Consider the following 23,815-nt stretch of genomic DNA (forward strand, 5'->3'; position numbering starts at 1 on the left):
AGGAATGACTCAGTTATACCCTTAGCTTGGACTGGGTAACTCCGCGATGCTCTGTAGTTGAATCATTCTCGCGACAGATTTGAGCCGATATTGATTCTAAATCAATATACACATCTGATAAGCGAATTAAACGTTCGCTGGTCATCGATCTCAAACCAACAAGTTCCGTCCGAACTCCTCGGTGGCTCACAGCATCCAGTGCGTAAGACAGTTCCCCATTTCCACAAAGCAGTAAGACCGTGTCACAGTAAGAAGACAGAGAAAGCATATCTACAGCAATTTCAACATCTAGGTTTGCTTTCTTTGAGCCATCTGCAAAGCAAGTCAGTTCCTTACTAACTACACGATATCCATGATGCTGGAGCCAAACCAAAAAACCATGCTGTCGGTCGTTTCCTGGATCAGCACCCGTGTAGAACATAACACGCACTAGCCAGGCATCTTTGATCAGAACCTCTAGCAGCTTGCGGTAGTCGATCGTAATATCCAGTTGGCTTGCTGCATGCAGCAAGCTCGCAGAATCAATAAAAACAGCCAAACGACCGCGATACTGTAACGATACTCCAGAGGCAGAAGCATGATTCAACATCCGTGTATTACCGTTCGTCAAATCGTTCCGGGTACAGGCTGATGTAGGGCGCTCAACTTTATAAGAGTGCCCGGTATTATTAAAACTATTCATTGATATCCGTTGTTCCAAAAATCAAATTTCTAAGGGCTAAATACCCGTAGAAAAAACCAAAAGACCCTCTAGCTTCATCGAAGCTTGTAAACTAGATGTCTAAATTGAAAAGATTGAAGCACATAACCGTACAGTAGAGTGCAACAATCAAGTTAAAATCTATCTAACGAAAGAAACCCAGTTTGACTTCCGTTGAGATTGTCTAGCCAATCTTCTAAGCAATAGCAAAAATCAAAAGACAGAAAGCAGCAGCAGCAACAATCTACCGCTAGATTCAAGACGAATCTAATAAATTAAATTCACTATAAAGTGCAATTCACAACGGATTTTAATCAATGAAACAGTCTTGCAAAAAGATTGTCTTGGTTATAGACGATCGACAAGACACAAACCAGCTCGTTCGTACGGTGTTGGAACTCGAAGGACTTCACACTGAGTCGGCACACTGCGCGATCGCGGCAATAACAAAGCTACACTCGATCACGCCTAACTTAATCCTTTCAGACATTTTTCTACCTGACATAAATGGATACGAATTAACGCAATACCTACGTCAGTCTGGTCTTTGCAAAAGTTGTCCAATTTTGCTGTATTCTGCACACGCAAAAAATTTGGTTAATGATGGACAACAATACGGAAGCAACGGCATGATCCGAGACATTGTTGATTTTGACAATCTAATCAATCAGATTGAACTCGCGCTAGCTCTGCCAGCCAATCGACTTCCGTCAAAACAAATGGATCAAATCTACAAATCTGAAGAAAAGCCAGTGTCACAGTTTATCCGCTTCCAGCGCCAAAATCCACAAGAAAGTAGATAGCCCTTAGAATAGAATCAGAGATTTCCTGACACCGTACAGAAACTCAATCAGTTTAGCAAAAACCATCCAACAAGCTTAATCACTGCCTCACACCCTGTCATGGACAAAAATATTAAAGGACTACTTCTAATCCTGACAGTTAGCTTGCTTGCAAGCTGCTCTAACACTACAAAAACGCCTCCCGCTGATACCAAGATGAAACAACAGCTACAAGTCCTGTGCGATGAAACAATCAAAGCGCAGACCAATGGAAAAACCCAGAAATGCACGCTTAACCAATAATCGCCTAGACTCCGAGTTGGTGCTGGAGAAATTATCACCAAGTCACAAACTTATCAGATGAACCAAACTCATTCAGAAGCCCACCAATTTCTAGAGACAGTCGTCGGCAAATCTGCCACAATTACAATTCGTTTTCTCCAAAAGCTCTAAGAGGAAACAACTTAGGGGAAGTTGTGTGCAAAAGTTCCCTAACTTCGACGAGAATGCCGTCTTCCTGGGAGTGGTGGTGGTGCATTCATGCTAGCTGCTTGGCAAAACAAATCAAAAATGGTTGCCAGTAAATTCCACAACGACATGAATTGTGATTCTAAACTCACAATTCATCTACAAACGCAACTTCTAAAGTCGCGTTTTATAACAACCGCCCGGTTGTTCAGCTACCGCTAAATTCTGGCGATTGGGTCATCAAGACCTAATTCCAGGAAATGTCAATAAACCGACACTAAAGGGAATAAATCTTCAGATCCAGTCAATCTAACCTGAAATAGGCTAGCCTGAAAGTTATCATATCCCTTTAGTGCATTATGAACACAATAGAACAACATTCCCGTGGGCATCCTCACTGCCCAAAATGCAGCAGCAGCAATATTCAAAATCTTCCACTCGCTTACGAGATGAACCGCTCAAAGTATCGGTTTTCCGGTTACTCCTTTCGAGGAGGAATTATCATGGGTGCCGGAAATCAAGAAACATTACTCACTCGACGCGTCGAACCCCCATTTCTAGAAAACCCGGGAATGAGATGGATCGGAATCGGTTTACTTGCCTGCGTTGGCTCGTTGCTCATTCATACGATCATCGGCGCGATCGGGTCAGCAATCCTTCCACTGCCGCCGAACACCATTCCTCGTTCGAGTATAGGTTTGAAACTACTCGTACATTCAACATTGCTGTCATTTGTCGTTATCCTAATCTGGGCTGTTTGGCGCTACGGCAAAGTCAATCAGCAATATGCACGGGAAGTTTACCGTCCAGCCCACACTAAATGGTCGCGCTCGTATATTTGCTACACCTGCGGAAATATCTTTGATCCTTTCCCAGAACATTCCTGACACTTTTCTGGCTGATGATGTCATCAACACCAAACACTGGCTTAAAATCGCAGGGCAAAAAGCAGATTAAACGCGCAAAACCACCAGAATTTAACGAAATCCGCAATCTCATTACCCATCTAAGCCAGTCCAACCCAACGCTTGTTGACCTTATTCTGTCGCTTGGGGCGGCGGAAGTGACGGTCAAGCTTAACTTCGCTAAACGAACAATTATATATATCAAGAATCATCAGAAGTTTTCTGGAAGTAGCCTGGGAAAAGCATTTAGTCTTACAGGCTTAAAATCTCTTGGTATCGCTTATGACCTAGAGCGAGATCGCTTAGAAATTCTTCGGATACTAGAAGCACCTAAACGTCCTGACACAAGCGATGACACCAACGGATCTGGATCAGATGACTTTTGGAATACTGAAGAAGACCTCATTCAGGCTCCTCAAGCAGACGAAACCCGATGGGCAATTGCCAAACAAACATTAGCCTACTACCAATTTCCAGATGCCTTAATCGATATCCTTCACGAGCAGCAATGGCTTTATGCGGATTCAAAAGGCAACCCAGTTTTTATCGAGCGAACCTTCGAAGATAACGACTACCACGGACTAATCTTAGCCGAAGACGGATTTTTTCACCCGACTAACGGAAACTACAAGCACCATCGAACTAGCGTTTTTTGGATCGCAACAGGCTACCCGTTTTCACGAGCGGTTATTGCAGACGATCCCCTAGAAATTCTTGCACTTTACTCGCTGGATCAAGAAACTTCGGATAAAGGCGCAACGCTTTACTTTTGCGCTCGCCGACAAGCACAGCTACCGATCGATATTTTAGAAACTATTTCAGATCTCTATATTTCTAAAAGTTGCTTGAGCATTGTGCAAAAGCTGAAAGATCATTTTTCAACTGCAATGCTCATCGATCCTCGACACCCCGACAGTTGGCGCGGTGTATGGCGAGAGCATCAGACATACCGTCCTAAAAAATCAAATTATGGCGCTCGACCAGTCAATCGACAGCGACAGCTACAGCGCTAACTTAATAGCAGACCGATAAACCGAGAAAGTCACATAACGATAATCTTAAAATTGCTTATCTATAGCTAAACTGCTAGAACCCAAGTAGGTTAGGGTTTTTAGCTTATAGAAGCATTCCACAAAGAAGCCAATGAAGTCACTTAGATGAAGACACAGATCCTTTTTCTTATCGTGTTTTGTTTCCTCGGACTGGTATTTCTTGCATAGGAAATTGTGCAAAGATGGAGGCAATTCGTGACCCCTATCGAACAGGGCATGAGCGAGATTGTCCTAGTTCAGACTATCTCTCCCCAAAATCAGCTTCGTGATTTCTTCAATCGTGGGATGGCGCAGTTCACCACGACCGCGAATCAAGCTGCCAAGCGCCTCCAGGGTCGGACCTATCTAGAGTGGTATTTACACTTCGAGGAACAGAACTTTCAGCCGATTCTGCGTGAAGCACCCATCATGGAGCGGGTCTTGCTCGCTCTGTACGAGGGCATGATCATTGAGGCAGAAGAAGCCGCACAACATTGGACTACCCTTCCCAATTCGGAACGGGAGTGGTATCGGCGCATGGCACTGCTCTTTGCTGATCGCGAACCCACCCCTTACACAGTGCGAGATCGTATCTGGTTAACGCTGGAATCGATCCTCATGGTTCACAATTTCGGCGTTGCACAGTAGAGGGATGAGATCGATAATGAGAGGATGAAATGTCTACATTGCGGCTCTACTGCTGTGACCAAGAATGGGCATCGTCGCAGCAAACAAAACTATCGCTGTCAGTCCTGCGGGCGCCAGTTCATCGAGTCCTACTCGACTCAAGGCTACTCAAACGAGGTGAAACACCATTGTTTGACTTTGTATGTTAATGGTATGGGCTTTCGTGCCATTGAGCGCTCAACGGGTGTGAGTCACAACACGGTGATCAACTGGGTGAGACAATCCGGGATTGAACTCGCTGATGCACCGCAAGGTCAGACGATTCCAGAGCTTGCCCAAGTCGATGAACTGCAAACCTTTGTCGGATCAAAAAAAACAAAATCTGGCTCTGGACAGCAGTGAATGGACATGAAGCAGGGATTCTGGCATGGGTGTTAGGAGACCGGAGTGCAGCGACATTTTGGAAACTGTGGTTAGTGCTGCGGTGCTGGGGATGCTTCCTCTACATCACCGATGGTTATCCGGTCTACCGATGCTTTATTGATGACCTTGACCATTTAGTGAGTAAAGTCGCAATGACTCGTGTCGAGGGGGAAAACAGTCGTTTGCGGCATTACCTCGCTCGACTGCACCGCAAAACATTTTGCTATTCCAAGTCGAAAGAGATGCTGCGCTACTCAATTCGGCTTCTCTTACACTATCTCAAGTTGGGAACCGTCCCGATTCCCAGTTCACCATCCCGTTAATGTGCAACGCCACAATTTCTTCTGGGATAACGATCGTCGCAACCGTCTGTTCGACGAATTCACCCACGTGATCTTTGCGGCAATTGCTCGAACAACCTCGTTTGAAGTCACTGGCACATCCAGACTAGGCATGGGCGAAGAACAACTCAAAGCCCTATATCCCAATGTGGAAGCGTATGAGTATATGGAGCATCAAGGACGTTTATTCGACCAAATGCGATCGCGCTTGATGGAAACTTACGCGAACTTGTTTGTTCACTTTGAGGATGGTAAAGTTCTAGACTCTGCTCTAGAACGGCGGAGTTTGCTTGAGCGGATTCCAATGGCTAATTATCCACATGGGGTTTTTATAGAGCAGCTATTAAATGATAACCACAATCGGCGGGACGACAGCCAGAAACCCTGCTTTGAAAAAACGAACACTTTGTGCAGCGTAGCTCCCGCGAAGCCTTATTCTTAAACGTCAGTTACGCAGATTTCCTACTGTATGTAGCTTTTAGCTTCGATCATAGTTGTCGCGACAATGATGATCGGTTGACTGGGCAGGGTCTCTGGCTGTCGCCAACCCGCCTATGTCGCTAAGTTCTTGTCCAGATTTGGTGAAACGAAGTTGCGAGCAGCTTGCTGTGCCGAAGGCAGCGCGAATCTACTTGAGATGAATTCTAGGTTTCGGACTGGTTGAATGATCAGCTTCACCAAATCTGGACAAGAACCTGTCGCTGTCACTTGATATTCGTTGTTGCTTGCAGAAGTAAAAGAGCGCTTCGGCAACCAGATCGACCACTACTAATCTATTGGGGCGCGACTGCGCCCCAGGCGTGATTTGCATCGTGTCGATCAATGAAATTTCTTCAACTCGTTCAAGTTCTCACACGCCAGCTCCGTCTGCTTACCGATCTGAGCAACTCTATAGAGACTGTCTCTTTTGAATCTGATTCAGAAGCAGAATGGCTCAATCAAGCCGAACAAGATTTTAACAATCGAGAAGATTATTACCACAGTCGTTATAAATGGTAATTTCATGGGGTTGCACCAAACAATCATTGGCGAAATTCTAGTACTTCAATCTGAACAAGTTAGCGCGATCGACATCTACGCTGAGCTTGCTGACCCGCTCGACTTAGAAATCAAGGCTATTAGATTTCAAAGAAAAAATTTAGCTGCAATTCAGGATCATGAAATTGCTCGATTAACAAAACTGCAGCGAAATTTGGAGGCTTCGGCTTTAAAGCTAAATGAAGCTGGTCAAATTGGACTGGAAACAGTCGTCAGATCCGAGCAGAAACAGACATCCTACCTAGATTTAGGTCCGAAACAAAAATTGAGGGCAAACCCAACAAGCAGGAAATTATCAAAGCCTGGAAAATCGGTATTTCTGTCAGTGGCACCGCTGTCGAATGCAAACGGAAAGTACAAGACACGCTCACAGCCACAAAAATGGAGTTCATTAAAAAAGCAAACTTCTCACTCTTAAGTGGTCGATTGGCGCTGCCGCGCAGGAGAAATAACGATTAATAAAATCCCACCATGATCTCAACCTACGATGACTCTAACACCACCACACACTCCCCAAATTCTCCCGACCGTTCTGCTTCTCCTTTCGGATCAAGACAGACTCCATTATCACATCGAAAACGATGTGCTCTATCTAATGGCAGGCACATCGATCAAAATCGGCATTCCGATTACACCAAAGTTGTTTCCCTTATTAAGGTCATTGCGCGTTGATGTAGCAAACGCTCTGGTTAAAGGAATTAAAGATGTCGATGACTCGGAACCGCTATTGATTCTTCGACACCAGTCTGCCACACCAAACGATCAAACCCAGCCGATGCCGCTCGGATGATTAAGCAAGTCATCTGCCGCTTCATTTTCCAATGCGTATCGACGAGTTGTCGGTAAATCAACTTCACCAACCACATTTGGATCAAGCGGAGACACAATCTTCGCAACCGAAGCACCATAGAAATTTGTTGGCGGATCAATCGGCTCTCCAGATGCATCCACCGGATAGTAAATCGGTCCAGCAGGACGATTTAAACCCCCGTAGAAGTCACCTTTTTGGCGGTGACGATACATCGGATGTCCTAAAACAGTTGTCTTACCTTTAACCGGAAGATAGTTACAGTCAGTCATAATCTCTGGGTCTAACGTATTCTCTTCCAGAATAGTGCCAAGACAAGAACTTTTGCTATCCTGAACCTAAGGATTTTGCGTCGATGCCTTGGCAAATGCCTGCTCGCTCCACCCGTCGCTATCCATCCCATTCAAACAGCTAAACTACCATGGTAAGAACCGTTGTTAAACCAGACGGGGGACTGAAAGTTCCCGTCTTTTTGGCATCTGAGAACGAAGGACTCGGCTGCTTTGCCTCAGAAGCGCTCGAAATGAATAACTCTGTGTTAGAAAAAATGATTCCTGCGAAGGATCTCACGTCGCTAATCGTAGTCAAGCTTAATAAAGACGATAACGACGTTGAACGGCTAGCTCCACGGGTATTCCCAGATGGCGAGACGCGGGAGCTAGTCTTCAGCAGCGGCAAGAACTATTACTTTGGCAATGCAACACTGCTAGAGTATTTCCACAAACTCACAGAGGACCAACAAGGAGCCATCTTTGAATCTCAGCGAGATGGAGCCTGCCGCTACGGAGGACTATTGGTCAGCGACTGCTTTAATGGCATCGATGTTAAAGACAACTTGAGGATCAAAATTGTGGACTTCGAGGATCCACAGTTTGCTGAATTCAAAACCGGAGATTGCCACGGCAAGATCTCTCCAAGCCTTGCCCTCGAAATGGGCTGCGATCGCAATCGAGCTTTTCAGTTTCGCCTAGCCTGGATGCAAAACTGGGAATCCGGAGCCGAAGCTGAACCTCAACATTCGTTTCTAGCAAAAGGAACCTTTCAGCCAGACACTCGCTTAACAGAAGCTCAAGGTTATGACATCATTTTAGATCGTTCATCCATTAAAGGTGTCAACAAAGACAAATTAGCAGAATGGTTTCCTTGCGGCGACTACGAGCTGCCGCAAGCAATTCTCGGAAATCGCAGTAACTCAAAAGTCACAACTTACGATAGTTCGTGGCAATTCAACGTCTGGTTCAGTGAAGATGCCATTCGTCAAGATTTAGGACCCATTACCGAAGCAAAAGCAGAAGCACTTGCTTCTGTGCAGCGGGATCCACTGACGCTCGCACGCCACATCGTCGAAAAACACGACGAAGACCTAGCTCAACGACAAAAACAAACCGATGACGAAGAGTTTGATGCTTTATTTGATGTTCTATCAGCACTCGAAGGAGAAACAACTCGAAGCGAAGACAATGAAAAGAACGAACAGCGCTTAGTTAAAATCTTACGCGCTGATAAGAATGGTGAACTTCTCACTCATCCCAAGATCGTCACCGGAATGCGCGAATTTCTTGCCGGTCAATGGAAAGAACTTTCTATTAAGAGTGGCTTTCAACATAGTTCCGGCATGGCGCTACCCAACGCTGATTTACCACGAGGAACAGTATGCATTCCCCATTTACCGGAAGGAGACGTTGTGGTTACCCGGTATCCAATCGTGAGTCGAGACAACATTCGAGTCTACGAAAACGTGCGGCACCCAAAACTTTGTCGAAGTAAAGGCGTTTTCTGGTTTAATCCAGAGGACGCAGAACAATATCATCAAGGCGATTTCGACGGAGACCAAATCGTTTGTAGCCCTGCTGACAAAATTCCCACGATTGCAAAAGAAGCTCTAAGAGCTGGTGAAGATGGAGAGTTCATTCCAGTTGTACAGCGAAAGAAAGTCGCTTACACCGACGATTTACCGCTTTATCAAGTTGCTTATAATGCATGTCAAAACGATGTCGGTCGAGTTGCCATTAACATTGGGCGGGTGAAATCGGCAGAGTTTGACCAAGAAGCAATTCCGAAAGCCAGCCTAGCCGCAAAACAGATTCTAGGCGCAGCACAAACATTAAAGCTGTATACGCCAGAAGACCAAGAAACCTATCGATTCAAGGTTAATGATTGGCAACTGAACATCGACAAAGAAAACACGGTGTACGTCCGAAACAGCCAGGATCAGTTAATCTTCCGAGGTGGACTAAATGAAGGAAACGGGACATTCTTTAAAAACGGACTGGACACCTTCAAAGAAAATGCCGGTGTGCGAGAAGAACTTTTTGGACTCTACAAACGCAATCTGCTCGATCGACTAATGATCGGACTACAAGTGGAAGTAGACTATCAGAAAAACTCTGAGCGGCTCACCGACATCGAAAGCGTAACGCTGCCTAACGGACGCGAGATCAATATCGCTGGAGATACCCTGCTCAAGGAGTGTAAAGACTTTCGAGAGTTATACCCGTCTCATTTTTTCGACTTTATGAAAGACGAGGATCGACGGCTCTATCGAACCTACCCCTTACCCGCCGAACAAACAGGTTCGCTCAACGTTCTCCCGCGTGAAATTGTTAATCCGCTCTGGGAAGCAACACAGATTCCGGCGATTGAACGGCATCACTTCAAGTATCTATTTCCAGAAGATTTCGATACACTTCTCGACAGCCTAAATCTTGAAGGCGAAGCGAGAAGAGATGCGCTAGATGCGATCGTCAAAGCAGACGAATGGGTCGGAAAACCCAATAAATTCGTCCGCAACAACGATGGAACCAGCTCAATCCAGATTGTAGATCCACAATCACTAAAGAACAGATTTGATCGAGCAATGGCGGAAATTGATCCCGATCTTAACCGTAAGGAAACCAATGAAAGTATCGGCAAAATTTACGAAGTCTTTCGCTCAGAACTCAACGAGTTATTCCCATCTGACGAAGAGAAAATGATCGCTGCCGCTGCCGTTTGGCGGAGTCAGCACACTCAACCTGAATCCTGGAGGACGCAAACCAAATGTCTCGAAATTGCAAAGAAAATTCCAGTCACCTTTGAAGAAAGACCAAACTACACCTTACCGAGTGAAGCACTTCCTCGCAACACCTTTGTTTTATCAGTTCCCTTCGGAGAAAAAGACGGCGATCTTGTACTGCCCTGGGAAATGGCGCTGACCGATGATGGCATTACCTTCGATATTGTCATGAACAAAGCCTTACCCACAGTTGAATTCGCTTTGAAAAATATTCCAGAAGCCAAGCTGGAATCTCTTAAAGCACACTTCAAAGATAGCCCAACCCTGAGTCAGGTGATCGAAGATCTAGAAATCCCCTCTGATCTAAGAATTATTCCACCTGAACATTATGGAAACTTGATTGAGCCTTCAGAAAAAGCAGGCACAGCTGCGCTTGTTTTCAATTTGTTTGCCGATCAAATTGCACAAAGGCTTGAAGAGAAAAAGATCGAACCGCTCACTATCATCGGCATCAACAGAAACGAGCTAAAAGGACAAGACTTTACAACTGAAGCTTGGACTGCTCAACCGTTAAGTTGTGGAATCGGCAAAATTGAGTTAGATAAAGCCCACTCTGACTACCGACGTTACAACGGCGCTCCTGTTGTCGAGATCAATGGGCAAAGATTGGGAATCTTTGCCGAAGAATCTCCAAAGCTTTGTATAGGAACAACGTTTGACGCAGTTCTCAGAGTCAAAAGCAAATCAGCCGTGTTTCTAGATGTCATTCCAACATCAATTAAACCGCCTGAATTGAATCAAGCAGAAGCAACATCTACGCAGGAGACATCGATAGCCGAGCAAGATTTCACCGATCAACTGATGAATAAGCTAAAGCAAACTTATGAACGGTCTCCGGCTCAAGAAGCTCCACTCACTTTAGTTTGGGGGGATTTAAAAGCCTGTATCTCACCTGATGGGGAAACAACACTCCGAAGAAATCGCCAGCCGATTTTTAAGGGAAACGTTCTAACGAACGATGTTCATCAAGAACTATCTAATGAAAGCAAATCTTACGTAGCAACAATGGTTAAAAGCGAACCACAATCTCCATCTGCAAAAACTAACAATCGGCAACTTGAAGCTAAACAGACAACGAACACAATCACCAGTGGATTTAGTCTGGACTAGGAGATTGTTTAAGCATGAATGAAAAAGCCAAGGATATCCTTGGCTTTTTTTTTTGCGTTTCTTGTTAGAAGAAATGACATACTTACAACCATACAAGCATACAACCTTACAAATTTACGCCGTTATACCCTTATAAAATCAGCCTAAAATAGTCGTTTTTTCTATTACTTAGATTGGCATTAACTCTTTACGTGGCAAGCCTTTTAGGAAATCTAAAATAGATAATAAAGAGAATCTAAAGTTTTAAAACTTTTTAGAATTTAGCCAGTATTCCTAACAGAAAGTCATCTATAAATATAAAGAGAGGGGCAAAGATCTTTCGGGTTAAATCCTCTTAGTGGAGCAAGAGGAGATTTCCAAAAACTTCGCCCTTCCATTTTCCTCTCTGGATGAACCCATGAAAGTTGCGTTCAATCCAGCTCAAGTTTTTCCGATTGCAATAAACCGTTCTTTCTCCAGAATCGCTCAGCGTTTCTAGGTTCTTGCGTATGGCAACAACAAAACCTCGCCTTTCACAAGCCGTTAACTCATCGTCTCCGAAACAACCACAGTTTGAATTTCGCGGGATTGCAAACGACCCTGCAAAAGTTCGGCATATCACAAAACAGCTGGATGCATTCATTGAGCATGCTACAGCGAATGAAATGAGTTTTGGCTCCTGGGGAGAAGTCAAAGAAACGTTCGAAGAGTTCAGCGATCAGCGCGGGACTGCCAAAGTTGGAATGACTTGGCGCGATCGCGAGAACGGAGAGGTGGGAGGGTTAATGTTCTTTTTAAGAAAAGATCCTGAAGACACCGTCTCCGGAAAATTTCTAGTCAAAGCACTAAACCATCATTTCAAGGAGCAACTGAGCGAACCCCGCGATGAGCAATACTTCCATCCTTCTCGATTAGAGGCAGTACTACAGGTTGGTGCGGTTGAATATGAAGTAGAAACGATCGAGGGGGAACTCGAAGCACTGATAGAACCACTTGAAGAAGATCTTGAGGGACTAGACATTGATGATGCAGGCTCAATCGATGAAATTGAGGAAGAAAAAGGTGACGGAGTAAGCGTTCAAAGCAGCCGCTTACTTCGGAAAAGCCCTCGGATTCACCCACAAAGTACACGCGAGAACCAAATTTATGAACAAAAACGGCACCTGAACGATATCGAGAATCTGGGACATCGAATGGCTCATGCTGGATCAGAAGTCAATGGACAAACCTATATTGGACTCGGGATTCAAGCAATTGCGACGGCGGTTGCAATGCTTCCTAGCGATGATCCTGTACAAAGACAGCTAGACGAAGCGGAAAAATTACTTCAAAATCTTGAGAATCGGTACAACAACGCGGCTCAACGCGCTAATAAACTACCGCAGCTAGGGCAGGAAGAAAGCGAAGAGCAAACAGCAGCAAACACCCAGACAGCAGAAGAACTACTTCAAAATGTCGATAATCGGTACAACCAGGCAGCTCAACGCGTTAATAAACTACCGCAACCGGAACAAGAAGAAAGCGAGGAGCCAAAAACTTCAGGTTCTGATGACACATCTGGTGAGACTGAAACACCAATTGCAGCACGTTCAGTTGAACAAGCTGGAAATGAAGATCCAGATGTTTCGCAAACGCTAGCTGTCGTCTCTAACAAACTCGGAGACCAAATCACCGGGCTAGAGAACAAGGTTTCTTCTGACAGTAAAGAATCAAAGCTCAAGCCGCTTGAGCCACTCAACCTAGATGATCGAGACAGCATCGAAATCCGCTTAGCCCAAATCATAGAACACTTGCACAAGCTAAGCGAACGCATGGATGCCTTGGAAGCAGCAATCACAAAGCTAGAAGAACAATTTGCAGTTAGTCAACAGCAAACAACCGCCGAAGAGCAAGTCCAGCTAGAAGAGCAGCTACAACCCCAAGCGAGATCGACCAGTGCACCTGAAACAGACACACAGGTCGAATCCCAAACAATCTCAACCGCCAGCAACGAAGCTAAGAGCGTCGTCGTTCCTGCTGTCAAAGAAACACCTGTAGAACAGTCTGTTGAAGAAGCACGAACAGTAACCCATACTGTCGAAGCCGTTCCCTCACCCCAGTCCGAAGCATTAGTGCGCTACGCCTGGGTTACTCGTGAAGTAAGCCAGGAAGAATTCAAGAATGGAATTCCTCTTTCTGATACAAAAACGCTGAAAACGTCACCCATCGAAGCCGAGAGCGTTGAACAGGGAGGACAAGTCGGGTGCCAAGTTCAAATCTTTGACACCAGCAACAACACGATCTTTGAGGCTGTTAAAACAGAAGCAAACCTATGGAACATTCACACCAATCAACTCGAAGAAACAGAACACAAAAAACTTCTAGAGCTTCCACAAACAACCGAGCGCTACGTCAGTGAGACAAACGGTCAGGATTTAGTCGAGCATCTCAAAATTAATCCTGATTACAAACACCTTTTTGATCCTGCAACAGCCGACGATGAACGCGTTGCCTTTATCGGAGACTCAGAAGAACCAGACTTCCAAATCGAAGCGATCGAAGTCAAAAAGGGACCAAACAAAGGAAAGTTCATCATCGAAATTATCGACAAAGATGAGGACACAGTTTTTCACGCGATCTCAGCTCGCGAACCAGAGCAAGTCGCGCATATTTGCCAGAACAAAATTCCAGCCGACTACTTGAACGAGTTTCTCGAATCAGTTAGCGAAGCGCAAAGCGAACGAGATCCGCAGCGAAACCAAGCCCAGGTCGGTCAGCAGAAGGAACGCACTACATCTTCGCAAGCAGAGATGTAGTCAATTGTTTAGAACATTCATTCTCAAACTATGCAACTTCAAACATCAAAGTACAGAAAAACCAGCACAGATAGTCGAATCGGATTCTCCGTTTATCCTTGCAGCCCCGAGGACTTGTGGGAATAGCGAGGGTGGCAATTCAACCATACGCCTTTCACTGTCTTCAAGTCTGTCGTTCACGCATTCAACACAGCTCGATTCATTCATAACCACACCAAACCTATGAATTCTCAACAAAACCATCAAAACATCCGCAACAGCGTCAAAGTTCGTGCGCTCTCTTCGATCAACATTTCGCTTGTGCTACTTGCAGGCTTTGTTGCTCTTTATCTTGGTTTCCAAGATCCGCTGTTACTTGCCACACTTGGAGCAACCGGAATTATTACGCTTAGCACTTGGTATATTGGCAAATCGACCCCGCTGCTAGAGCGTGTGCTAAAAACTCGCCTGCGCCCCTGGCACATGATGACGGCTGCTCTAACGATTGGCGTGATCGTCAACATGGCAACGCCAGCTCACGCAGTTTTTTTATCGGGTCTTGAAACGTTCATCACCGGAATTGTGACAGCTAGTGCTGCCCAATCCGGCAGTACAGCAATCCCACCAGCAGTTATTGGACTTGTCTTCAACCTCTTTCGCTTGGCATTTTTGCTTTTAGTCGTAGCTGCTGCGCTTTATGCCTACAACCAGGCGCAGCAGGGGAATGACTGGCGACCGATCGTCACGCAAGTCGCAATCGCAATTGCAATGGTAATCGCGATCGACATTCTAACCGCCCTGTTTGTCAAAAAAGCGTAGCACCGCTTTAGTTCCAGTTTCTTCGTTCATTGTTCTTTTATGAGTGATCGGTTGGTATGCAACGAGATGTAGAACGCGACTTTGTCAAAGTCAACAAAATTCTTGGTAAACAAGCCAGCATCGGCTTCATACCAGCCGAGCAGCTCATTCCTTTTATTGCTATTGCAATCGTCTGCTATGTCTTGACCAATGGACTCTTGAGTTTAGGAAACGTTTGGTTTGGAGTCAGCACCTTCTGGCTCGGACTCAGCTGGTGGCTGTTAACAGGAAAAGAACCGTACCGATTCACCGACAAATTTCGCAACCCTCCTGGAGGAAAAACAGGCGGCGACTGGATTGACATTCGCAATCTGTATATCTCGCCGATTGCTAAATTCCGTCCTCCATATATCCGCACCCGTGTTCCGGATGACCGAATTCGCATTCGGCTAAAACCCCTTTCTGTTCCCAAGCTAAGCGGAGGCAAAAGCACCTTTATGCCATTTCAAAACGAACTCAACCTGTGCTGCATTGCAGAAATCAAAAAAGACGATCGCGAAATTGCAGCATTTCTCCTAGAGCAAGGTGAACAATATCAACTTGTATTCGGATTCTACAACGACGGTATTCACGATGTCTTATACAGCAACGAAATTGCAGAAATTTCACGAGCGATCGAGGAAGGCACCAAAGAACTGCCCCACGGAGAACGAGTCACGTTCTGTACAGGAAGCTACAGCAACGATAAGCAGCGGCAACAAGAAATATCAGAACAAGCTGCAAATTGCAAATTGCCCCCGGTCTCTGTTTTACTTCGCAATGAACAACTGAGAATCCAGGAATTAAGCCGAAAAGGAACCCGACAAACCTGGAGCCAAATCATCTTTTGCACCTGGACTGCAGGAAAAGATGGAACAAATTATCGTAATGATCCGCTGGGTCGCATGATCGCTGGAATCAGCAAGATGACCAACAACTTGCTCAGCATGATTTCCGACAACAAAAGATTCTACGAAGAAGAATTCTACAAAAGCCTGTTGCTAAAAGCTTATCAAGAAGGATTTGTACAATGGGAATTAACGCTCGGCACCAAAATCGGACTGCCGATTCGAGCATGCAACAGTAAAGAACTCTGGGAATGGTTATGGAATCGATTCAACGATGCTCCTGCACCCGAAATCCCTCAGGTTTTAACGCTTGAAGAAACCCACAAAGGTGTTGAAATCTCGGAAAGAAAAACAACTGAGAAACATCCCGTCACGGTTCTAATCGAAGGATGGAATGGGAAATCATCATGCCCACAGCACAACAACAATACGAATCGAGTCTACATTCCTGGCAAAGCCAAAGAATGCGCTGTCTTAACAATGGCTGATGCACCAGAAGGATGGGTAAACACCCGGGAGCAAATCAAATGGATCTGGAAGATTACCAGTGCCCCCTTCGTTCATAACACCGAAAGCTGGATTGAGTTGAGCACAACCAACAACGTTATTATTCAAGACAACCTCGCTCGCCAAGCAAAACAGTCTAAAGCAGCCCGGACTCGCGCCATTACTAAAGGACAAGGTCGAGATATTGGAGCCGAAGTAAAAGCTGAAGAGTCGTTTGAAGCACAGCGCAAAATCTACGAAGGCTCACGCGCAATTAACTGTGCACCGGTTTTCGTAGTCTATCGAAATACCGCTGAAGAGTTAACACACGCCTGCGATCTAATGTGCAACAGTTTCGATTCCGCACGCGTATTGAGAGAAGACAATATTGCGTGGGACATTTGGCTTCAGACTTTACCTGTCACTTCAAAATGGCTATTACACAGCAGCGACTTTCTGAGCCAGCGGCGATTAGTTCCTGACACTCAAACGATTGCGGGTTTATTACCGCTGACCACACCCAACAACATTGATCGTAAAGGGGTTGAATTTCTAACATCAAGAGGGGGAAAACCGATCTACATCGACCTCTTCTCTGGAGAAGCAAAACGAGCACTGATCATTGGGACATCAGGATCTGGAAAATCGGTCACAGCTTGGAGATTTATGCTTGACGCATTAGGACAAAATATCCCGGTAGTCGGAATGGATATTTCATCAGGCACAAACAGTACCTTCAAAGTTGCAGTCGAACTACTTGGCTCTCAAGGTGCATATTACGACATCAGCAAAGGCAGTTCAAACTTGCTAGAACCCCCGGATCTCAGAAAGTTCAAAGGCAATCGAGAAGAACTAGAAACGCGCCTTAACTCTTGGAAAGAATTTATCCGAAAAGCATTAACAGCAATTTCAATGGGCAAACTCCACGACCCAGCGCTTGCTCAACGAGTAGATGCACTACTACTCAAGATGTTAGATATGTTTCTCAGAGACCCAGAGATCATCGATCGCTACAACAAAGCATTTGAACAGGGTTGGAAATCTCCAGAATGGCAGCAAATGCCAGTTCTTAAAGACCTACTCAGCTTTTGTTCTAGAGAACGACTCAATCTGCAGTCTTTTGAACAAATCGATGCAAGAGCACTCAACCAAATCAACAGCCAAATTTCAGCGCTCCTAGTCTCAAGATTAGGTAAAGCAGTCGGTCGTCCTAGCTCTTTTTCTCCAGAACCAGCGGTTAAATTCTTTGGGTTAAGCGATTTATCCAATGAACAAGATGCCTACTTGATGGCAATTTCGGCACACACAGCCTGCATCCGAAATGCACTCTCTCATCCGAAGAGCCTGTTCGTTGGTGACGAATTGTCTGTTTTGCTCAAGAAAGAAGGCTTTGCCCAAATTGTCGGTGAAACCTGTGCGACCGGACGAAAAGAAGGAATCGCCATGCTCTTATTAGCACAAGATCCCGACTCGATCGCGCTGTGTGCAACGGGCAGCCAGATTATCCAAAATATGAACTATCGGCTAACTGGAAGAATTACCCACGGAGCCATCCCGTCATACGAGAAATTTTTTGGCTATCCACGAAGCATCATTGCCAAAAACGCCTCAGATGCTTATCGTCCCAAGCCCGATGAAATGTGTTCGTGCTGGATCATCGAGACTCTAGGACGGTTTTGGGAAGTCAAGTTTTACCCAGGCGAGATGGTTCTCGCCTCAGTTGCAAACAACCACGAAGAAGTCGCAGCCCGCAACCGAATCATGATGCTTTATCCAAATACAGCTAAAGGTCGACTGATGGCAATGAGCCATTTCAGTCGTGAACTTTTCCAAGCCCGTCACGAAGGCAACAGCCTCAAAACAATCGGATCGCCAGAATCTGCTGCTATGCACATTGTTAAAAAATCTACTAAACAAGCACCTTCAGCAAAAACTGAAGGTTCGCAACCACACTCGAAAAAGGCGAGTTAACAGTATGAAGAAGACTAAAACATGGATCACAGCCGGAGCCGCTGCCGTTGCTATCGGAGTCTGGACTCCGAGCGCAATTGCTCAAACAAGACCCGGAACACCTCCGTTTGTGTCAGAACAAACAGGACAAGCCGGAGCGATCGTTGCCACTCCGCAGGAAACTCAGCAGCAGCGCCAAAACTTTGTCCAAGAAAATCTCAATCAAGGACGGGGAATTGTTCAGCAGGTAACTGACTTTTTTCAAAACATGCCCCAAATGTTGAAGAACACGATCGGCTCGTTTCAAGCCCCTGACTTAGGACAACTGACTCAGTTGCTTCTCGGCGGCTCAAGCACTCAAACTCCAGGAGGACAAGTTGCTGAACGAATTGAAAACCAAACGCCCGGAAAAGGATCATACTCAATCCGCAACGACCAATCCAATGAAGGCTTTCGAACCACTGGCTTAACAACCATGCAAACAGCCACCTTGAGCCGAGAGGCTCAAAATCGAGCCTCTCAAGTCATGCAGGCAACCGAACAAGCAACAAATAGCAATAAAAACCTGGGTCAAGAATCGCAGAATCTGGATGTCAGCCAGCAGATTTTGCAAAACATCTCCAGGCAAATGTCGCTGACTGGGGAAGTAACTCAGACTCTGGCAAACGAAGCTCAACAAGGACGTGTCGATCGAGCGGTTGGGAATGTTTTAGCTGCCCAAACAGCAGAGGAAGCTCAAGTTAGCAACATTGCTGATCGTCGGGAGACCTCTGGTGCTGCAAACAGCGCCGTGCGGCAAGCCGGTGGAGTCACCTTATTTGGCGGTGGCACGCTCGGAAAGCCCGACAACTAATCAACGCTCAGTTTTGTTAACTCCGCGTACCACTCATTCGAGTGGTACGTACCCTACCCTATCTTCAGAATTCATGTTTCATTCGATTCTTGCCCAAGCTCAAGTTGATGTCCAAAACAACAGTGCGCTGCTCAATCTAGAGCAATCAATCGGATTATCTCGCGCTACGTTCGAGTCGTGGCAGCAAGTGTGGAACGAAGCCCTCAATCCGAACTCAGCGCTGTGGATTGCGTTAATCAGACTTGGACTTTTGTTTGCAGCACTTTCTATTATTTACCTTGTCTTTACCCAAGGAAAAGAAATTATCGATCGCCAAAGTTGGGCAGAACTTGCAACGATGTTTGTCTGGCCTATTGTTATCGTCATTTTTCTCGGAGGAAACGGGGGGTTACTAACTCAATCCGTCATGCTAATTAAAAACGTAGGACAGGCTCAAGTTCAGGGGGTGCTCAGACTACAGCTCGGAGAAGCAACATTCCAAGCTGCAACCTCTAACATCGTCGTTTCAGATGCCGTAAGAGATCGAATCGCCAGCATTTACAATGAGTGTAAAGGATTACCTCCCGGCAAACTGCAAGAATGCTGGCAAGAAAAACAACCGCTAGTCCGACAAATTCTGAATGAAGCCCAAAATCGATTTGGCATTAATTTTGATATCCCGGACATTCAGAATTTCTCGATCGATATCAGCGGTCCGTTTCTATTTCTGGTTCGAAAGCTTCTACTCGCCGCTCAATGGGCATTCGTCAACATTTTAGAAGCAGCTCTTTTACTCACCGCTTTATTCTCTCCCATCGCAATGGGGTTAAGTCTTTTACCGTTTCAGGGTAGACCCATCTTGGCATGGCTAATCGGAATGTTTAGCTTAATTGGCATTCAGCTAGGATACAACATCATCGTCGGGCTTTGTTCAGTCGTCATGACAAGCGCTCAAAATCAAGGTCAGGGGTTTTCTATTAGCGATAGTGACTTAGCGTTTTTGCTGTTTCTTAGCATCTTCTCTCCGGGGTTAGCTGTGTTAATTGCAGGCGGGGGAGGAGTTGCAATGTATCAAGGCGTGTCAGGAAACGTTAAAGGCATCACTGATAGCATTTCAAACGCGCTAGGAACCGCTGCCAGTATTGCGATCACCAAAATGAGATAACACAACCATTCACACACTGAGACATCCTTAACTATGCAGATCAAGAAATATCAGGCACCCTTGCTGCCTGAGCAAAAAAACCTTTTAGCAATTTGTGCACTGGTTGCGGTTGCCGTTGGAATTATCAATCTGTTCAGCAATCTATTTATTGCAGCACGCGTGAATGCACTAGTCGGACGAAAAACAACGCAAGTCCAATTAGTAAACGGCTCGACTTTCTACATTTCCGAACAAGATCGACTGTTCCGCTACCCACAAGTGATTCAGAGGTTTGTTCAAAACTGGATTATTTTAACCTTTAGCTGGGATGGTAAAGTACCCGGATCAAATGCAGCCGATAAAGGGGTCAGTGTTGGAAGCAGAAAGATCACAACCGCCGCAAACGCCGCTACACTGTTATTAGAACCTCGTTTTGCCGAAGCGAGCAAGCCCATTATCGCAGAACTCACGCCCAGCGACATTTTCGACGGAACCGTCAGAAGCACAATAATTGTTCGATATGTCTCCGAGCCACGACAAACTGCAATCGGCACATGGGATGTTGATGTGCTTGCAGAACGAGTGGAAGTCAACCAGCAAACCAGCGAAACCAAGTCTTACCCGCTGAACTGGACATTTACCGTTCGAGCAGTGGAAATTCCAAAATCGCCACTTGGTAATGACGCAAGCGGGATTGATCAAAAAATCTACGAATTTAGGTCCGCTGGGTTAGAAATTACCCAGATGGCTCCCTTTAAACCAAATCAAAACCAGCTGCCATAGATAGGTACAAATCATGTCACTTAGAATGTTTGAATCCTCGTCTGAACCCGACGTAAACCCACCACTCGCTAAAGAAGCTTCTCCATTCAAAGATTATGGCGATGACTTCATCGACGAAGCATTTGCAGACGAAGCAAACCATTCACCCGAAGAAGACGGTGCTAGCGAAACAGCCGAAAAAGCTATCGATCAAGACGAAGAGTCAATCAGCAGCGATGATGTGAATCAGATTGCTGGAAATTACAATGCCAGCGAAGATCTACTGATTAGCAAAGAGTACCAGCTCAAACAGGACGAAGAAACACCGTCGGCTCGAACGAATGAACAAAAAGGAAGCATTCGAGCCGTCACAGTCGTCGGAGGAATCGGTGGCGCGATCGCCGCTGGAGCTTTACTGTGGTTTGGATTCTTAGCACCCAAACCTCCACCCGAAGAAGCAAAAGCACCTGAGCCGTCTCCGACCCCAACTGCTAGTGTTCCTGATCAAACAGCAGAACTTAAAAGCCGACTGGCTTTTGCCGAGCAGCAGCGACAAGTCGATGAATCTCGAAAACCTGCAGCAACTCCCCGACCAACTCCCAAATCTAATCAACCCAATTCAACAAATCGGACTTCGACCACCACAAGCCCTCCTGCAAGAACAACGCCAATAGCACCAACCACCACTAGCACGCCTCCCCAGCGCATCACACCCGCACCTCCTCGTCCAATCGCCACAGCACCTGCACCGGTATCTCAAACACGTTCGACTCCTCCTACACAAACTCAACAACCGCAAAAACGTTCCGTTGATCCCTTCGAACGTTGGAGACAACTTTCAGAACTTGGTCAAGAAGGCGAAAGCAACCGAACAGAAAATCGCTCGTCGCAAACAGCATCTGCCACTTCGGCAAATAGTGCAATCTCAGCAACTGACACGGCGCTGGACGTTCGCGGTAGCACAGAACCAAAAACCCCAACAGACCAGCAATCCGCAGCGATTGAAACAGCAACAATTGGAAGCCCCCCAACACCAGAAAATGTCGTTCCAACTCCGGGTGAGATTGGCATCCTCAACAGCCAACAAATTATTGGTAGCGCCCCTGTCCTAACCGAGTCAGATTCTAGTCGTTTAGCTGCCTCCGCACCGCAAGCCACATTAGATTCTATTCAGCGAAAATCCAGCAAAGACGAACCTATCTCTAGTTCAGATCTGGCAATGTTCACAGCAGCAGACAGTTTCGCAAGAACGACTGCTACACCCGTCGACACTTCCACAGTAGAAACAACCATAGATCCGGTTGCAGCTATCCCAACAGAAATTGCAGCATCACCTAAGTTCAACCAAACTCAAAATGCAGCAGCCGTTGCCCAGACCGTCCAGCAAAAAAGCCGCCAAACCCAAGAAGTCACGCTGGGAACTTCGGTTCAAGGTCGGGTAAAAGTCCCGTTAATTTGGGGAACTGACGGTAGAACCCAAACTTCAGAACGGGGTGCGATCGAATTAACGCAGCCGTTACTTGCCGGTGACGGCAGCATTGCCTTACCCGCAGGAACAACGCTAATCACACAAACAACTGCAACAGACGGCATTCCCAGAACTGACGTGATCGCGGTCATTCGCAACCAAAACGGCACTGTTCAACAATATCCGTTACCCCGAAATATTTTAGTAGTTCGTAGTGCAAACGGTGGACCTTTAGAAGGACGAAATATAAACCAGATCAATTCATCCCTGCTTCGAGGCGACGACTTACTGGTTGGCGCAATTGGCGGGCTTGGTCGCATTGGAGAAGTTCTCAATCAACCGGAGACCCAAAGTAACAGTTCGTTTGGAAGCGGGGGCTTCTCCCAAAGCACTGTAACTCAAAGTCGAGATCCAAATATTGTAGGAGCAATTCTCCAAGGAGCATTAGAGCCTGCTGCTCAGCGAATCGAACGTCGTCTCAAAGACCGTGAGCAAGCGCAACAACAACAAAATCTACCGAACGTTACTGTGCTTGAACGCGGAGCAACTGTAACCATCGTCGCTCAGAATATTTTGAAGGTTAATCCATGAGAACATTTGTCATTGCTGCAGCCATTACATCAATCTGGACTGGAGTCAGTATTCTCAATGCTCCTGCTGCAACCGCACAAACCAAAAATCAATTCATATCAACAGGAAATTACCAACTGATTGATCGCCAGATTGCCATCACAAGTCCACTCGACGTACGAGTTATTGCTGGACGAGCAACCACCATCGACTTTACTCAATCCGATGAAGTCATCGAACACGTTCTGTTGGCTGACCCTTCGAAAACGGTCTACACTCCCGATGCACCCATTGGTTCTAGACAAACCAAAGTTATCTATCTCAGACCGATCAACCCACTTAACTTTCCAGGTTCAACGCGAGCCTACATCACCAACCTACAGATTAGGACGATCGATAGCCAAAAGCAAACTAGAAATTACGTATTTAACCTGGTTCCCAGCAAACAGAATACTAATTACATCGGCGTTCGAATTACCAACAATCCACTACTCCAACCGCTGACGGTATCGGGTCGTTCAGTTACAGCTGATGATCTAGAGAACGGTCTACAAATCGCCATTCAAAATGGCTACACCCCTGCCAGTGATCCAATCGTCAGAAAAGTTCAAAATTTAATTGATCTCGTTCGCAGCGGAACTCCAATTCGAGCAGCAGCTGAATCAAGCCAGGTCTCAATTCCAATCATTACCGCATTAGCTAGAATGTCTTACCAAGAAAAACGATTGCCGAGTCCCCGAAGACAGTCTCAAATTCCTCATTCGCGATTGTTCAAACAAAGCCCAATCACAGTGTCACTTTTGTCGAACTCAATCTAGTTTCATAAAAACGAACGCATCTTACAGCAATGCAAAGACCTTAACTTAATACTGGGGCA

Annotated in this window: 19 protein-coding genes; 17 read left to right on the plus strand and 2 right to left on the minus strand. The window is 45.9% G+C overall.

Annotation, left to right across the window (positions count from 1 at the left end; translation table 11 throughout):
• Positions 1-13: 13 nt before the first annotated feature.
• A complete protein-coding gene (locus ACQ4M5_RS00075) occupies positions 14-682 on the minus strand; it encodes an NYN domain-containing protein (protein WP_430673556.1) in 669 nt (222 codons plus the stop codon).
• Positions 683-1,017: 335 nt separating this feature from the next.
• Here ACQ4M5_RS00075 and ACQ4M5_RS00080 point away from each other — a divergent pair, with 335 nt between their 5' ends.
• The 8 genes from ACQ4M5_RS00080 to ACQ4M5_RS00115 all read left to right on the plus strand — a co-directional run bounded on the left by ACQ4M5_RS00080 (position 1,018) and on the right by ACQ4M5_RS00115 (position 7,105).
• Positions 1,018-1,503, plus strand: coding sequence for a response regulator (locus tag ACQ4M5_RS00080; RefSeq protein WP_430673557.1), 486 nt, complete (start codon positions 1,018-1,020; stop codon positions 1,501-1,503).
• 950 nt (positions 1,504-2,453) lie between these two features.
• Entirely contained in the window at positions 2,454-2,837 is a 384-nt protein-coding gene (locus ACQ4M5_RS00085; protein ID WP_430673558.1) for a hypothetical protein, read from the plus strand.
• A gap of 14 nt (positions 2,838-2,851) precedes the next feature.
• The gene (locus ACQ4M5_RS00090) at positions 2,852-3,868 is read left to right on the plus strand and encodes a hypothetical protein (protein ID WP_430673559.1); all 1,017 of its coding nucleotides are present in this window, start codon (positions 2,852-2,854) and stop codon (positions 3,866-3,868) included.
• Between the two features lie 234 nt (positions 3,869-4,102).
• Positions 4,103-4,534, plus strand: coding sequence for a hypothetical protein (locus ACQ4M5_RS00095; RefSeq protein WP_430673560.1), 432 nt, complete (start codon positions 4,103-4,105; stop codon positions 4,532-4,534).
• A 24-nt stretch (positions 4,535-4,558) separates the two neighbouring features.
• A protein-coding gene (locus ACQ4M5_RS00100; RefSeq protein WP_430673561.1) for an IS1 family transposase occupies positions 4,559-5,259 on the plus strand; the annotation gives its coding sequence in 2 pieces (ribosomal slippage) (positions 4,559-4,895 and positions 4,895-5,259; 702 coding nt in all).
• A 1-nt stretch (position 5,260) separates the two neighbouring features.
• A complete protein-coding gene (locus ACQ4M5_RS00105; RefSeq protein WP_430673562.1) occupies positions 5,261-5,719 on the plus strand; it encodes a hypothetical protein in 459 nt (152 codons plus the stop codon).
• A 465-nt stretch (positions 5,720-6,184) separates the two neighbouring features.
• On the plus strand, positions 6,185-6,733 hold the full coding sequence (locus ACQ4M5_RS00110; RefSeq protein ID WP_430673563.1) for a hypothetical protein: 549 nt from the start codon (positions 6,185-6,187) through the stop codon (positions 6,731-6,733).
• Between the two features lie 69 nt (positions 6,734-6,802).
• The gene (locus tag ACQ4M5_RS00115; RefSeq protein ID WP_430673564.1) at positions 6,803-7,105 is read left to right on the plus strand and encodes a hypothetical protein; all 303 of its coding nucleotides are present in this window, start codon (positions 6,803-6,805) and stop codon (positions 7,103-7,105) included.
• On the opposite strand, the gene ACQ4M5_RS00120 is transcribed toward ACQ4M5_RS00115, so the two are convergent.
• Complete coding sequence (locus ACQ4M5_RS00120) at positions 7,078-7,395, minus strand: hypothetical protein (protein WP_430673565.1); 318 nt, start codon at positions 7,393-7,395, stop codon at positions 7,078-7,080. The two genes, ACQ4M5_RS00115 and ACQ4M5_RS00120, sit on opposite strands and share 28 nt — an antisense overlap.
• 149 nt (positions 7,396-7,544) lie before the next feature.
• Here ACQ4M5_RS00120 and ACQ4M5_RS00125 point away from each other — a divergent pair, with 149 nt between their 5' ends.
• The 9 genes from ACQ4M5_RS00125 (at position 7,545) to ACQ4M5_RS00165 (ending at position 23,756) form a co-directional block, all read left to right on the plus strand.
• Positions 7,545-11,288, plus strand: coding sequence for a hypothetical protein (locus tag ACQ4M5_RS00125; protein ID WP_430673566.1), 3,744 nt, complete (start codon positions 7,545-7,547; stop codon positions 11,286-11,288).
• 488 nt (positions 11,289-11,776) lie between these two features.
• On the plus strand, positions 11,777-14,062 hold the full coding sequence (locus ACQ4M5_RS00130; protein WP_430673567.1) for a hypothetical protein: 2,286 nt from the start codon (positions 11,777-11,779) through the stop codon (positions 14,060-14,062).
• A 222-nt stretch (positions 14,063-14,284) separates the two neighbouring features.
• Positions 14,285-14,860 (plus strand): hypothetical protein, encoded by a 576-nt coding sequence (locus tag ACQ4M5_RS00135; RefSeq protein WP_430673568.1) that lies wholly within the window; start codon positions 14,285-14,287, stop codon positions 14,858-14,860.
• Positions 14,861-14,916: 56 nt separating this feature from the next.
• Complete coding sequence (locus ACQ4M5_RS00140) at positions 14,917-18,183, plus strand: hypothetical protein (RefSeq protein WP_430673569.1); 3,267 nt, start codon at positions 14,917-14,919, stop codon at positions 18,181-18,183.
• Between the two features lie 4 nt (positions 18,184-18,187).
• Complete coding sequence (locus ACQ4M5_RS00145) at positions 18,188-19,015, plus strand: hypothetical protein (protein WP_430673570.1); 828 nt, start codon at positions 18,188-18,190, stop codon at positions 19,013-19,015.
• Positions 19,016-19,088: 73 nt separating this feature from the next.
• Complete coding sequence (locus ACQ4M5_RS00150; protein ID WP_430673571.1) at positions 19,089-20,159, plus strand: hypothetical protein; 1,071 nt, start codon at positions 19,089-19,091, stop codon at positions 20,157-20,159.
• A 33-nt stretch (positions 20,160-20,192) separates the two neighbouring features.
• The gene (locus ACQ4M5_RS00155) at positions 20,193-20,921 is read left to right on the plus strand and encodes a hypothetical protein (RefSeq protein WP_430673572.1); all 729 of its coding nucleotides are present in this window, start codon (positions 20,193-20,195) and stop codon (positions 20,919-20,921) included.
• A gap of 13 nt (positions 20,922-20,934) precedes the next feature.
• Complete coding sequence (locus ACQ4M5_RS00160) at positions 20,935-22,959, plus strand: hypothetical protein (protein WP_430673573.1); 2,025 nt, start codon at positions 20,935-20,937, stop codon at positions 22,957-22,959.
• On the plus strand, positions 22,956-23,756 hold the full coding sequence (locus ACQ4M5_RS00165; protein WP_430673574.1) for a hypothetical protein: 801 nt from the start codon (positions 22,956-22,958) through the stop codon (positions 23,754-23,756). The genes ACQ4M5_RS00160 and ACQ4M5_RS00165 overlap by 4 nt, the downstream gene beginning before the upstream one ends.
• Positions 23,757-23,815: the final 59 nt, after the last annotated feature.

Origin of the sequence: Leptolyngbya sp. AN10 (genome assembly GCF_050565645.1) — a bacterium.
Taxonomy (GTDB): domain Bacteria; phylum Cyanobacteriota; class Cyanobacteriia; order Leptolyngbyales; family Leptolyngbyaceae; genus Leptolyngbya.

Coding starts and splice junctions, on each gene's coding strand:
- ACQ4M5_RS00165 (WP_430673574.1), top strand. CDS start 22,956: ATGAGAACATTTGTCATTGCTGCAGCCATTACATCAATCTGGACTGGA.
- ACQ4M5_RS00075 (WP_430673556.1), bottom strand. CDS start 682: ATGAATAGTTTTAATAATACCGGGCACTCTTATAAAGTTGAGCGCCCT.
- ACQ4M5_RS00150 (WP_430673571.1), top strand. CDS start 19,089: ATGTTTCATTCGATTCTTGCCCAAGCTCAAGTTGATGTCCAAAACAAC.
- ACQ4M5_RS00125 (WP_430673566.1), top strand. CDS start 7,545: ATGGTAAGAACCGTTGTTAAACCAGACGGGGGACTGAAAGTTCCCGTC.
- ACQ4M5_RS00155 (WP_430673572.1), top strand. CDS start 20,193: ATGCAGATCAAGAAATATCAGGCACCCTTGCTGCCTGAGCAAAAAAAC.
- ACQ4M5_RS00130 (WP_430673567.1), top strand. CDS start 11,777: ATGGCAACAACAAAACCTCGCCTTTCACAAGCCGTTAACTCATCGTCT.
- ACQ4M5_RS00160 (WP_430673573.1), top strand. CDS start 20,935: ATGTCACTTAGAATGTTTGAATCCTCGTCTGAACCCGACGTAAACCCA.
- ACQ4M5_RS00115 (WP_430673564.1), top strand. CDS start 6,803: ATGACTCTAACACCACCACACACTCCCCAAATTCTCCCGACCGTTCTG.
- ACQ4M5_RS00120 (WP_430673565.1), bottom strand. CDS start 7,395: ATGACTGACTGTAACTATCTTCCGGTTAAAGGTAAGACAACTGTTTTA.
- ACQ4M5_RS00080 (WP_430673557.1), top strand. CDS start 1,018: ATGAAACAGTCTTGCAAAAAGATTGTCTTGGTTATAGACGATCGACAA.
- ACQ4M5_RS00145 (WP_430673570.1), top strand. CDS start 18,188: ATGAAGAAGACTAAAACATGGATCACAGCCGGAGCCGCTGCCGTTGCT.
- ACQ4M5_RS00135 (WP_430673568.1), top strand. CDS start 14,285: ATGAATTCTCAACAAAACCATCAAAACATCCGCAACAGCGTCAAAGTT.
- ACQ4M5_RS00085 (WP_430673558.1), top strand. CDS start 2,454: ATGGGTGCCGGAAATCAAGAAACATTACTCACTCGACGCGTCGAACCC.
- ACQ4M5_RS00140 (WP_430673569.1), top strand. CDS start 14,917: ATGCAACGAGATGTAGAACGCGACTTTGTCAAAGTCAACAAAATTCTT.
- ACQ4M5_RS00090 (WP_430673559.1), top strand. CDS start 2,852: ATGATGTCATCAACACCAAACACTGGCTTAAAATCGCAGGGCAAAAAG.